We start from the raw sequence: 12,592 nt of genomic DNA on the forward strand, positions 1-12,592 counted from the left end.
TATTTAATGGCTTTGATAAACTGAGTTATCTAAAGAACTTAATTTTGATTTTATTTATATGAAGAAGCTCACTTTTTTTGTTTTTCTTAGTCTTCTAGTTATCAGTGGTTGTGCTTCTCAACCTGATGAGCCTTTTACAATTGCAGATAAAAAACTTCATACTCGACTCGCTGACAATGGTGAAAAGTTATTTGCTTTTATTGTGACAGTTGAGAAGCAAGCTCGGGTCAAGTTAGATACGAGAAAAGAGATCTCACGTACTGAATTTAAGATGTTTTTAAATGAAGAGCATATTGAAGATTCCCCAGCATTAAAATTAGCCTTAGAAGAGCGTGCAGTAAAACTTTTAAAAGTGGCCTTAAAAGAACGAAGCTACTGCCAGCAAGGCTATGATATAGCAGAGGTATATTGGAAAGAGCGGAAAGTACAGTTGAGAGGCAAGTGTCGTGACTAAAGGGGTAGAGAATAATCAGTTAGCACAGCTAGAGGCGCTTTTTGAACAACTTAATATAGATGCTGTTAAATATGAGCACCCGCCATTACAGACCTGCCAAGACGCTGATAGGTTGAGTTTAAACCGTATTGGTACTCGTATTAAAAACCTATTTCTTCGAGACAATTACGGCAAACAGCATTTTTTATTGCTTGTACCCGCAGATTATCAAGTTGACTTAAAAGCACTCTCAAAACAGCAACAGCTTTCTAGGCTGGGGTTTGCTTCATCGCAAAGGTTAGAAAAGTACTTAGGAGTAAAACCTGGCTGTGTTTCTGCGCTCGCAGTTTTGAATGATAGCGATCAAGCTGTGAACGTATGGATTGAGTCAAGTTTATGGCAAGCCGAACATTTTCAGTGCCACCCATTTTTTAATGATAAAACTTGGGTGTTAAATAAAGCCGACTTATTGCGTTTTTTTGAGCATACAGGTCATGTGCCTCAAGTTATTGATGTACCCTGTTTGTAGTTTAATAAACAGGCCGCTAGCCCACACAAACAACAAATTAATAAACAAACCAAGAACGCAGTGTAGCCATATTTTTCGAAGATAAAACCTGGTAAGAACGATCCCAAAGCTCCGCCACTGTAATAAAAAGAGACGTATGCCCCGTTGGTGACAGACGCAGGAGCAGTGCTGATTTTATTTGCCAAAGGTGCCGCAGTGGCGTGGATCACGAACATGCAGGCGCAAAACAGTGTAAAGCTCAGAATAAACAGACTTAATGAACTGCTGGCTAGCATAAAATGACTTAAGCAGTAGAGCACAAAAACCATACTTAACAGCCACCAAGTATTTTTAAAGCGTTTATTTAACCAAGGTGTGCAGCTTGAGAGAATTGCACCTATCAGGTAACCAGTGTAGATAAAGCCAATTTGTTTGTTGTCAGTAATGCCATACTGACTTTTGACTATAAAAGGTAAAAAGTTTAAGAGTGCGGCAAAGCAAAAGAACATAAAAAATACCGCGATAAATAAGCGTATTATTGCCGCTTGTTTTAAGTGCGATAAATGTAACCAAGGAGCGATTTTTTGCTGACATTTATGGTCGCTTTTAAACTGTTTAGGAATTGATAACGCGAGTACGATTAAACTAAAACTCACCAAATAGAAAAAGCTTTGCCATTGCCAAAAAGCTGCAAAGTTTGCCGCTAGCATTCTCCCTAAATACCCTCCGACAATAGAGCTTCCGATATAAAGAGTCATGTTTTTTTGCAGCGCATCACCTTGGTAAGTCATGCCTATATAACTTGTCATTCCGATCAGGGCTGCGGGCAGAGTGAGGCCTTGAATAAGACGGCAGATTAATAAGCCAGCAAAGTAGTCTGAAGTGGCGAATATTAGATTGCTTACAGCAAGTATAAGCAAAGCGATGCGTAAAATGGATAAAGGATTAAATTGACTTAACATGACGCCATAACAAAGCGGGGCGATGGCTAGCGGTAGCATAGTCACAGTCATTAAGGTACCGCTGTTGGCGATAGACACCCGATATAACTCTGAGAATAGTGGCAGTAGTGGTTGGGGGGCGTATAAGACTAAAAATGTACAGACAGAGCAAAGTAGCAATTTTAATAATGGCATGGTGTCTTAAACCTAAAACAGCGCAAAAAAGGAACTATTGTGCTAAACCTTATTAGGCAAGCGGTGCACACTAAAGCAACAATATAGGGGTAGCTTAATTGAATAAGCGCGTTAAGTTTAAAGCTTTATCAATTAGTTGGTAATTTTTTGCGCTAAATCACACTTTATTTGCTTTACTTTAGTTAGATTGCAGTTGCACCTCTCTTTGTCGTGTTGTGTATCTGAGTTACTATATTGGTAATTGTATTTTCATGGAGTTTCAGCATGGGTTCTCTACAAGACCAATTACTAAAAGCAGGTTTAACGACTGAGCATAAAGCCAAAGTTGCTAAAACCGAAAAACGCAAAGCGCAAAAGAAGAAAAAGAAAAAAGGCGCGACAAGTGATCAATCTGACTTACAAAAGCATATTGAACAAACGAAGCTTGAGCAGCAGCGCAAGGCTGAAGAGCTAAACCAAGCGAAGCAAGCAGAGTTAAAAGAGCGCGAGCAAGTTGCTCGTGTTAAGCAAATTTTAGAGCACCACAACCAAGACGAAATTCGTGGTGAAGTCACGTTCAACTTTACGTATAACAATAAAGTAAAAGAGTTGGATGTGAACGAACAAACTAAACAAGCGCTAGTAAAAGGGCGTTTAGCAATCTGTGTGCTCGAAGAGCAATTTTATGTTCTGCAAGATGAGCCTGCGCGAAAGATTGCTGAAGTTGATGAAAAGTACATTGTTTTCCATGTTGCTGATGAGATAACAGAAAGCGATGAAGACGACCCTTATGCAGGCTATGAAGTACCGGACGACCTAACTTGGTAAGTCTGACAATGGCTTCAGGGATTTAAGAATTCATATAGTCACACAAAAAGAGAAAATTATGAGTAAAGTAAAATATCTTGTTCTTGGTGCAGGCATTGCGTTCACTGCATTTGCAAACAACGCTGAAGCTGCAGATGGTAAAGCGCTATACACAGCTAAAATGTGTCAAACGTGCCACGGTGCCGAAGGTAAAGCGCCTATCATGGATACTTATCCAAAGCTTAATGGTCAGAACAAAACGTATCTTCTAAACCAAATGAAAGACATCAAATCAGGCGCGCGTGCTAATGGTATGTCTATGGCAATGAAAGCCATGGTTGCTAACGTTTCTGATGCAGAATTAGAAGCGATTGCGGACTACTTATCTAAAGTTCAGTAGCGCTTTTTGTTTTCTTGAAAAAACCACCGCATGTCGGTGGTTTTTATTTTATTGAACATCGAACGAGAGTCATTTAGACTTCTAAACTTCTAAATTGGCAGGTTGAGCCAACTGAATATCTTTAAGGCAAATTATGTTTGAACTACCAAAACTCAACTTAAAAGGCAAAGTGAGCGAACAAGAGTGGCAACTTCGAGTTGATTTAGCTGCTTGTTATCGCCTAGTTGAGCACATGCGTTGGGGCGATTTAATCTATACGCATATGTCGGCACGTTTACCGGGTACTGATCATTACTTAGTAAATGCGTTTGGTTTGAGTTTTGATGAAGTGACGGCATCTAATCTTGTGAAGGTTGATTTACAAGGTAACATTTTGGATGACACACCATTCGAGATAAACCCTGCTGGGTTTACTATTCACAGCGCTATTCACGAAGTAAGAGAAGACGCACACTGTGTGATCCACTTACATACAAAAGAAACCATCGCGGTTGCTAGCCTTGAGTGTGGTCTATTGCCATTAAGCCAACACTCTATGTTTTCATTGCCATCTTTGTCTTATCACGATTATGAAGGCTTAGCGGTAAATGAAGATGAAAAAGCGCGCCTACAGAATGATTTAGGCACCACCAATCATATGCTGTTAGTTAACCATGGTGGTCTAACTGTGGGTCCGACGGTGGGTGATGCCTTTATGCGTTTTTATGATTTACAACGCGCCTGTGAAATACAAGTTGCGATCCAAGCGACAGGCCAAAAAGCCGTGCCTGTGCCTCAACCAATTATTGACAATATTTATAATCAAGCAAATGTCGTTCATAGCGGTAGCACTGGCGGTCAGCTAGCCTGGCCTGCAATGCTCAGAAAAGCATACCGCCTTGATCCTAGCTTTGCTGAATAGGAGCTAACATGAAAGTAACTCGCGTCGAAGTTTTTGATATCCATTGTCCAGACAGACCAGCTTGGACTCCAGTTTTTGTTCGCATTCACACTGATGAAGGTATCAGTGGGGTAGGTGAAGCAGGCCTTGCCTATGATTTAGGTCACAGTGCGGCAGCGAGTATGATCAAAGAAATGGCAGAAGCGTTTCTTATCGGCCATGACCCATTTCAAACAGAAATGCTTTGGTCACGTATGCTACGTGAAAGTTTCTGGGGATTAGGTGGTGGTCCAGTTGTTTACGCTGCGATGAGTGCCATTGATACTGCACTTTGGGATATTAAAGGCAAAGCATTAAATCTGCCTGTTTATCAACTTCTTGGTGGTAAGGTAAACCCAGAACTCCGCACCTATGCGTCGCAGTTACAGTTTGACTGGGATGATGAATTTAAAGCCCTTGTGCAACCTCATGAGTATGCGGAAGCGGCACATAAAGCGATTGCTGAAGGATATGACGCGGTTAAAGTTGACCCTATCATGTATGACAAAGACGGTAATACCTATTACGACCGTACTAAGCTTATCTCTCGAGCTGAAATGAAGTTATACCGTGCGCGTATGGCGGCGATTCGCGAAGCGGTAGGGGACGAAGTGGACATTATTTTTGAGTGTCATAGTTTGCCAGGTGCTACATCAGCCATTCAAATTGGTGAGATTGCAGAAGAGTTCGACTGTATGTACTACGAAGAGCCGGTGAATTACTTAAACCACTCTTTACATGCGAAAGTTGCCGATAAAGTAGCAGTGCCAATTGCTGGTGGTGAGCGTTTATATAACCGTTGGGGTGTACGTCCATATTTAGAAGACCAAAGCATTGATGTATTACAGCCAGATATTGGCTTGTGCGGTGGTTTTACTGAAACGAAGAAAGTGTGTGATTATGCGGATATCTTTGATGTGCGTATTCAAGCGCACGTGTGCGGTGGCCCTGTTGCAACGGCTGCATCACTGCATTTAGAAACCGCTATCCCTAACTTCTTAATTCATGAGCACCATACTTATGCCATTAAGAAATGGAACCGTGAACTGTGTATTCAAGATCCACAGCCTAAAAATGGTGTATTCAAAGTATCAGAAGCGCCGGGTATCGGTATTGAGCTAAATGATGAAGTGGTTATGCGTTCAACACGTGTTGAAATTAAATAACGGCTTAAAAGTTTAAATTAAAAAAGGGTCACATTTGTGACCCTTTTTTAATGGCTTAAGTTGGTATGAATTAACTAAATTTCGCCATTTCATGTTCTAGATCTTTGGTTAGCCCTTTAATGCTATCGGTAGAGCTGTGCGCATGATGTGACACATTCGCTGTTTGTGCTGCTGTATCAGAAATGGTGACCACACGTTGTGCTGTATCTTCACCTGCTGCGAGCTGTTCTTTTGCTGCATGAGCGATTTGGTGGCTCATTTGTGATATTGCCCCGAGCGATTGCGCGACCATTTGCAATGCATCACTGGCGTCTTTTGACATGCTTACTGTTTTCTCAGAAGTTTCAATGCTTAGACTTACCGAATTTTTTGCCTCTTGTGTTGCGGACTGGAGGTTGCCAATCATAGTATGAATTTCTTCGGTGCTAGACTGGGTGCGCTGGGCAAGTTGTCGCACCTCATCAGCAACAACGGCAAATCCTCGACCTTGTTCTCCAGCTCGGGCTGCTTCGATGGCCGCATTAAGAGCGAGTAGGTTAGTTTGCTCGGCAATGCTTTGAATAACACTGAGTACATTGGCAATATTTTTAACTTCATCGTCAAGAATACGAATGTTATTACCAGCGCTGTCAATTTGTTGCTCCAATAAAGCAATAGCTTGCGCTGCTTCTGAAGTCTTCTTATCTGCATTTTGACCTTGCTGCTCAGCTTCTTGTACTGAGTATGCGGCTTGTTCTGCGTGTTCAACAACGGTCTGTGCTGAGGCGGTTAGCTCGGTAATTGCTGAGGCAACCATTTGCGTTTCTTCACTTAAACTTCTGGTCAGTTTTTCTAGCTCTTCAGAGCGGGCTTCTCCGTCATGACTCTGAGATTGCAACTCATTACTCACATGTTGAATACCATCAACAACGCCTTTAAGGCCTTGTTGCATGTATTGCATTGCGGCGATAATGCTCTCTTCGTTTGCATTATTAGTTTTAATCTCAGTACTTAAGTTGCCTCTAGACACTCGTTTAACGATTGCGAGTACTTGGTCTAACTCAGCACCTAATTTATTTGAAAGTCCTAGACCGAATTTAGCTAGGGCAAATGAAATCGCTGTGGCAATAATCAGTGAAATTGTTAACAGCCATTGCGCAGTATTCCAATAACGCGCTTCGGTTTCTTTTGAACTGATACCTGTGCCAATATACCAGCCAAACAAACGTGTTTTTTGCACCACTGAGGTAATATCAACAACTTCACCCCCTTCAATTCTATCCCAGTGATAGGTGATAATTTTACCTGTTTGATTGCCTACTTGTCGCTGTACTAATGAACCAATACTTTGATTTTTTGTATCTCTGAATTCATGAAAACTGGTGCCATGTAATTCGGGGTCATGAGGCGCTGCGAGAAAGTCTAAATTGTTGTCTACTACATAGACGTATTCAGAATCGTGGTATTTATTTTCACGTAGCATTTCGGTGGCCAGCTTTTTAGCTTGGGCTTCATCTAATTCGCCTTTTTCTACGTAATATTCAAATTGCTCTACGATGTTTACCGTGCTTTTCATGAGCTGATTGATGCGTGCAACATTATCGTTTTCACTGGCGTGTTTTAAGGCTTGTAAACCAAACACAGCAACAATTAAAAGCGATAAGAAGATAGCTGCAGTAAATAAAATTATTTTTATTCTTAAAGTAATACCTGACAGCACGACGGACTCCTAACAAAATTCAGTCTTTCATGTCTATCATGATTATAGGGTAGATGTTAAGCGGGGATTGCGAATAAGCAGGATTTATGAGGTGATATTTTTTCATAAACCCTGCATATTTATGTGGTTATTAGCCAATTAACTGAACTTCTTGTTCGCTTAATAAGCGGTATTCACCGCTAGAAAGAGAGTCATCAAGTTGAATTCCGCCAATGTTTTCTCTATGTAATTCAACAACTTTATTACCAACCGCAGCGAGCATTCGCTTCACTTGGTGGTACTTACCCTCACAAATTGAGAGTCTTAAGCTGTAAGTCGCTAAGCGCTCTGCTTTTGCAGGTAAAGTTGCATGTTTTTCACCATGTAGCATGACACCTTCCTCTAGCTGAGAAAGCATTTCATCACTGATAGGCTCTAGGGTTTCGACTAAATAGGTCTTAAATTTCTGCTGCTTAGGAGAAGTTACTTTATGAGACCAATCGCCATCATTCGTAATAAGCACTAAACCTGTGGTATCTATATCTAAGCGACCCGCAACATGAAAGTTTTTTAAGTTAGGTTCATCAAGTAAGTCGAACACTGTTGCATGCATGTCATCATTATTGGCACAAATATAGTCTTGTGGTTTATTCAACATGTAATAGCGAAGACCAAGATAAGCTATGTGTTCACCTTGCCATTCGACATGATCTGTTGCTTGCACTTGGTGGTCAAATTTAGTGATTTGTACCCCGTTTACGACTGCATTACGTTTTTTTATACCTGCTTTGACTTTGGTACGAGGAAGTTCAGTAATGTGACTAATAAATTTATCTAAACGACAAGGAAATTTCATGTTAAATCGCTCTGTAATGCATTGTAATCAGATTATACGCAAGCTCTTCGGTTAAATCAGTTCTTTCTATAAATCTCAGGCATTAAATCGTAGATATGAACGCTGAGCTGATAATCATCTCCTACTATATCCTCTAGTGCGTAAAGTAAGGTGTCACTTAGGCGCTGCTTTTGCTCAATCTCGCGTCCTGCCATTATATGAGCTTGAATATGAACAAATCCTGCCTTGCCATTACCTAGTTGAAAATGTGAAAAGCTGCTCGCGCGAGTCTTTACCGTGGTTAAGTCGAATAATGCAGTACTGATTGCTGCTTGATGAATGGATGTAACCAATTCTTCGGTCTTTATTGGTAAGTTGTTTGAGTGCTCGATGATTAAGTGTGGCATAGATGACTTCAGTCCTTAATTGTGCGTAAATAACGGTATGTTAAGTGAATACAGATGTGTTGTCAGATGTTTTTAAAGCGTGCGTTGGTTACATTATTAGTTGGTTTTACTTTAGTTGGTTGTAGTGATGATGCTGCAAAAGTAAGTTTGGGCCTATTTACTACCAAAGATGTGGTGGTTAAAGCGAAGCAAGATCCTATAGTGACAGGGGTGACTTGTCATATAAGTCATATAGAAGCGGATTTAGATTTTTCAGATCCTTCGGATATGTCCATCGCGTGTCGACAAACTGGGCCGATTACAGCGGCGCAGTTACAACAGATAGATTTGTCTAAAGACGGTGAAGTAGTTTTTAAAGCTTCTAAGAGTATTTTGTTTAAATCTCTCAAAGTGCGTCGTATTTATGATGCAGATACTCAAACCCTGTTGTATTTGTCTTATTCAACCAAAGAAACCAGCGGTAGTCACCATCATGCACTATCGAGTGTGCCTTTGTATAACACTCAGGCTTGGAATTGGACTAACAAAGAAAAATAAATATGTTGTCGTTATTTAAAACAAAACCCCTTGTATCAAAAGAAGAAGAAAGTTGGTTAATTGATGCCTTTATTTGGGCATGCGATAACTTTGATGGCCAATATTTTTTAGAGCATACACAAGTGATTGAGCCGACAGGGCAGTTTTTTCCTGATCAAGTTTCAAGTGTTGAGCAAATGGCGCAAACCGTGTTTAAGCGCGTGCGTGATTACGCGGGCTTACAAGTATGGCCTGTACAATTGGTTAACCCGAATCAAATGATGCCTCAGCAGATTGCGCCTTTTAAATTTGTGACTTCTAACCGTGGGGCGGATGCGCAGATCGTTAACCCGCCTAGTATGCCAATGAGCTTGTCTTATAACCCTAATCAGATCAATCAGCCGCAAGATCTTGTTGCCAGCTTGGCAGGAAGTTTAGCTTTGATGATGGTTTATCAAAAAGGCGTTATGCCACCGGGTGGAAAAGAGCAAATTCCTGCAGCCAGTGATGCACTGGCGTGTTATTTAGGGTTTGGGGTGATGATGAGCAATACCGTATACCAATTTAAAGGTGGCTGTGGCTCTTGTTATAACCCGTACGCCAACAGGCAAGCGGCACTTACCGAGCCTCAGACGGTGTTTATGCATGCATTGATTTGTCACTTTAAACCAAAAGTAGACGGTAAAAAGCACTTAAAACCACATTTACGCAGTATGTATAAACAGGCACAAAAGCAAATTAAAGTGCTGTTAAATGAATCTGCGAACCCGTATTTGTTAGCATTAGAAGAGAAGCGTCATGCTCAGTTATCTTGATGAATTTTTATTAATTGCCATCGCGCACTTTTTTGCGGTGGCAAGCCCAGGGCCTGACTTTGCGATTGTACTAAAACAAAGTATTCAACAAGGGCGTAATATCGCCTTATGGACCAGTGCAGGTGTTGGCTTGGGTATATTTGTTCATGTCGCATATTGCCTCCTGGGTGTGGCATTGGTGCTAGCAAATTCTCCTGAGTTATTTACTATTTTGAAGTATGTGGCGGGCGCGTATTTAGCCTATATGGGAGTTCAGGCGCTCAGAGCGAAACCAGCATCAGATGAAGGTAATGTAGAAACGTCAGAGCATGTTCAGGCGGAGTCGGCGTTTAAAGCATTTAAGCGCGGCTTTTTAGTCAATGCACTGAACCCTAAAGCGACTTTATTCTTTATGTCTTTGTTTACACTCGTGATAGCACCAACAACACCCACTTCCGTGCAAGCGGTATATGGTGTTTATATGGCCTTTGCGACTTGGGCATGGTTCTCTTTTTTGAGTGTCGTATTAAGTAAGCAGTCTGTGCGTGCCTTTTTTCACCGAGCAGGGCATTGGTTTGATAGAGGTATCGGGGTGGTATTGATTGCCTTAGCAATTCGGGTTGTGGTGTAGCAATGAGTAAAAAGCACATTAATTTTGCCTATGGCTCTAATATGTCTACCTCGAGGTTGTTTGCGCGTTTACCCAATGCAGAATTGCTCGGTGTGGGCACTTTACACGCTTATCAACTGACGTTTGATATGCTTTCTACTGACGGCTCAGCAAAGTGTAATATTGTGCCAACAAAACAGCGCGAGGTGTTTGTTCACGGTGTTCTGTATGCGCTCGATGACGAAGAGCTTGCGAGACTAGATGAAATTGAAGGTGAACGATACGACCGTGAAGCGGTTGAGATTGTCCGTCCATGCGGAGAAATACTCATCGCTCAGAGTTATATTGCTAACACCTTTGTAGATACGCATCTGCCTTTTGATTGGTACGTCGAGCATGTTTTAAAAGGCGCGCAAGAGCATCAATTTAACTCTGATTATATAACTCAAATCTCAGCACAAACATCGCAAAGCGATAGTAATATTGAACGCGCTGCCAGAGAATGGGCTATTTACAAATTATAAAAGAACAACAATAAGGGACAGTATGAAACTCAAGGCATTATTTTCAGCCATGTGTTTAGTGGCTGCAACGAGCGGCTTTAATGCATTTGCACAACAAGTAAAACCACAAGATGTGGAACAAGCCGTCAACGACGCTATGTCGCAATTTAACATTCCGGGTATTGCCATTGCAGTGGTAGAGAATGACAAAGTTGTGTTAGCAAAAGGCTTTGGTGTACGTCATTTAGAGTCAAAAGAGCCAGTTAATGCGAATACGTTATTTGGTATCGCCTCTAACTCAAAAGCGTTTACTGCTGCGGCGCTGGCTATGCTGGTGGATGAGGGCAAAATCACTTGGGACGACAAAGTCATCAAGCATATTCCTGAATTCAAATTACATGATTCATATGCCACTCGAGAAATGACCATTCGCGACTTGTTGAGTCATCGCAGTGGTTTGGGCTTAGGTGCGGGTGATTTGATGATCTGGCCAGATACCAATAAATCAGTGTCTGAGCTTATTGACGGTATCAGCCATTTAAAACCAGTTTCAAGTTTCCGTAGCCAATACGCTTACAACAACCTGATGTTCGTGATGGCCGGTGAGGTGGTTGCCCGTGTAAGTGGTTTAAGCTGGCAAGAGTTTGTCGAGCAAAGAATGATGAAACCACTTGAGATGACCACGTCGCGTGCGGGTTTTTCTCGCATTGCTAAAGGCAATCAAAACTGGGCAACAGGTCATATTCCGATGGAAGGTCAATTAACGCCTTTCTTTGTGAACTACTTAGAAGATTTCCGTGGTGCAGGCGCCATTGCGTCTAACGTTAATGAAATGAGCCAGTGGTTATTAACACAGCTTGATGGCGGTAAAATGCCAAACGGAAAGCAATTGTTTAGCACTGAGCAGCAGGTGCAAATGTGGCATCCTCATATTATGCGAGTTGCCTCTAAAAATGCCTTTGAAGCGTATCGTCAGCAGTTTAGAGGCTATGGCTTAGGCTGGGCAATTGAAGATTATAATGGCTTCAAGAAAGTCGGCCACGGTGGTGGTATTTTAGGCATGGTGTCGCAGGTTGCGATGATCCCAGAGAAAAAGCTGGGTGTGGTGGTTTTATCTAACCAGCAAGCTTATCCTGCATTAACGGCTATCATCAATGAAGTGTTCGAAGATGCGTTAGGTCTTGAAGAACAAGACTATGTGACAAAAGCGGCGGAACGTTTCCATAAAGCTAAAAAAGAAGCCTATGCCAAAGCAGGGGCGGTGAAACTTGAACAAGTACAGCCTGCGTTACCTGTACAAAACTATACAGGTACGTTAACCAGCGATTGGTATGGTGATGTGATTGTCGAGTATGTGGCTGATGAGCTGCGTATTGATTTCACTCATACTAAAATGCTCAAAGGTAAATTAGAACATCACACTGGCAATACTTTTATTGTGCGTTGGGATGACACACTATTAGAAGCAGATGCGTACATTCATTTTGAAATGGATAAAGCACAGCAAGTAAAGTCAGCGAGTATGGAGTATGTAAACCCACACATTACTGACTTTAGCTTTGATTTTCATAATTTGGATTTAAAAGCGAAGCGCGCAGAATAGCTTTTTGCTGTAGCAGTTTTAGGCCCGATCAGGTTAACTTGGTCGGGCTTTTTTGTATTAGCATTGGTAAAGTTTAGAGCGTAGTCAGTTATACCAGTCCGCTTAACTAAGTGGTCTATTTTGAGGCAAGAAAACCTTGTTGGTAGCAAGGCAAAGATTTCGTTATTTAGTTGTTCTAAATGAGAAATCTTTAACGCAGCTAGCGTCAGGTTTAATCCCTCAAAATGATTAAGTGTTATTGCGGATTGGTATTATATGTTCTAACTAGCACCAAAGTCGCAAAGGCGTTATAAGATAG

15 protein-coding genes are annotated in these 12,592 nt (G+C 41.5%); 11 read left to right on the forward strand and 4 right to left on the reverse strand.

Annotated elements, in window-relative coordinates:
* Positions 1-58 precede the first annotated feature (58 nt).
* On the forward strand, positions 59-454 hold the full coding sequence (locus ACH784_RS02745) for a hypothetical protein (RefSeq protein WP_404393346.1): 396 nt from the start codon (positions 59-61) through the stop codon (positions 452-454).
* Positions 447-962 carry a prolyl-tRNA synthetase associated domain-containing protein gene (locus ACH784_RS02750; RefSeq protein ID WP_404393348.1) on the forward strand — a complete coding sequence of 172 codons (516 nt, stop codon included), beginning with the start codon at positions 447-449 and terminating at the stop codon, positions 960-962. Before ACH784_RS02745 ends, ACH784_RS02750 begins: the two co-directional genes overlap by 8 nt.
* Here ACH784_RS02750 and ACH784_RS02755 read toward each other — a convergent pair.
* Positions 935-2,077, reverse strand: a complete 1,143-nt coding sequence (locus tag ACH784_RS02755; protein WP_404393350.1) for an MFS transporter — start codon at positions 2,075-2,077, stop codon at positions 935-937. The genes ACH784_RS02750 and ACH784_RS02755 overlap by 28 nt on opposite strands.
* Before the next feature lie 264 nt (positions 2,078-2,341).
* Here ACH784_RS02755 and ACH784_RS02760 point away from each other — a divergent pair, with 264 nt between their 5' ends.
* From ACH784_RS02760 to ACH784_RS02775, 4 genes are all read left to right on the forward strand, one after another.
* The gene (locus ACH784_RS02760) at positions 2,342-2,884 is read left to right on the forward strand and encodes a DUF2058 domain-containing protein (RefSeq protein ID WP_404393352.1); all 543 of its coding nucleotides are present in this window, start codon (positions 2,342-2,344) and stop codon (positions 2,882-2,884) included.
* A gap of 58 nt (positions 2,885-2,942) precedes the next feature.
* Positions 2,943-3,263: a c-type cytochrome gene (locus ACH784_RS02765; protein WP_404393354.1), complete on the forward strand. Its 321-nt coding sequence runs from the start codon at positions 2,943-2,945 to the stop codon at positions 3,261-3,263.
* Between the two features lie 133 nt (positions 3,264-3,396).
* Positions 3,397-4,164, forward strand: coding sequence for a class II aldolase/adducin family protein (locus ACH784_RS02770; RefSeq protein ID WP_404393356.1), 768 nt, complete (start codon positions 3,397-3,399; stop codon positions 4,162-4,164).
* An 8-nt stretch (positions 4,165-4,172) separates the two neighbouring features.
* A complete protein-coding gene (locus tag ACH784_RS02775; RefSeq protein ID WP_404393358.1) occupies positions 4,173-5,348 on the forward strand; it encodes a mandelate racemase/muconate lactonizing enzyme family protein in 1,176 nt (391 codons plus the stop codon).
* A gap of 70 nt (positions 5,349-5,418) precedes the next feature.
* Here ACH784_RS02775 and ACH784_RS02780 read toward each other — a convergent pair whose 3' ends face one another.
* From ACH784_RS02780 to ACH784_RS02790, 3 genes are all read right to left on the reverse strand, one after another.
* Positions 5,419-7,047: a methyl-accepting chemotaxis protein gene (locus ACH784_RS02780; protein WP_404393360.1), complete on the reverse strand. Its 1,629-nt coding sequence runs from the start codon at positions 7,045-7,047 to the stop codon at positions 5,419-5,421.
* A gap of 130 nt (positions 7,048-7,177) precedes the next feature.
* Positions 7,178-7,882, reverse strand: a complete 705-nt coding sequence (locus ACH784_RS02785; protein WP_404393362.1) for a pseudouridine synthase — start codon at positions 7,880-7,882, stop codon at positions 7,178-7,180.
* Positions 7,883-7,938: 56 nt separating this feature from the next.
* Positions 7,939-8,268 (reverse strand): 5-carboxymethyl-2-hydroxymuconate Delta-isomerase, encoded by a 330-nt coding sequence (locus ACH784_RS02790; protein ID WP_404393364.1) that lies wholly within the window; start codon positions 8,266-8,268, stop codon positions 7,939-7,941.
* Between the two features lie 66 nt (positions 8,269-8,334).
* Between ACH784_RS02790 and ACH784_RS02795 the strand changes: the two genes are divergently transcribed.
* The 5 genes from ACH784_RS02795 to ACH784_RS02815 are packed head-to-tail and all read left to right on the forward strand — an operon-like array spanning position 8,335 to position 12,294.
* Positions 8,335-8,805, forward strand: a complete 471-nt coding sequence (locus ACH784_RS02795; RefSeq protein WP_404393366.1) for a CreA family protein — start codon at positions 8,335-8,337, stop codon at positions 8,803-8,805.
* Between the two features lie 2 nt (positions 8,806-8,807).
* On the forward strand, positions 8,808-9,599 hold the full coding sequence (locus tag ACH784_RS02800) for a hypothetical protein (RefSeq protein WP_404393368.1): 792 nt from the start codon (positions 8,808-8,810) through the stop codon (positions 9,597-9,599).
* Positions 9,583-10,209 carry a LysE family translocator gene (locus ACH784_RS02805; protein WP_404393370.1) on the forward strand — a complete coding sequence of 209 codons (627 nt, stop codon included), beginning with the start codon at positions 9,583-9,585 and terminating at the stop codon, positions 10,207-10,209. Before ACH784_RS02800 ends, ACH784_RS02805 begins: the two co-directional genes overlap by 17 nt.
* Before the next feature lie 2 nt (positions 10,210-10,211).
* Positions 10,212-10,712, forward strand: coding sequence for a gamma-glutamylcyclotransferase family protein (locus tag ACH784_RS02810; protein WP_404393372.1), 501 nt, complete (start codon positions 10,212-10,214; stop codon positions 10,710-10,712).
* A 22-nt stretch (positions 10,713-10,734) separates the two neighbouring features.
* Complete coding sequence (locus ACH784_RS02815) at positions 10,735-12,294, forward strand: serine hydrolase (RefSeq protein ID WP_404393374.1); 1,560 nt, start codon at positions 10,735-10,737, stop codon at positions 12,292-12,294.
* Positions 12,295-12,592 lie beyond the last annotated feature (298 nt).

The sequence above is a fragment of the Pseudoalteromonas phenolica genome (genome assembly GCF_044788725.1).
GTDB classification, from domain to species: Bacteria; Pseudomonadota; Gammaproteobacteria; order Enterobacterales; family Alteromonadaceae; genus Pseudoalteromonas; species Pseudoalteromonas phenolica_C.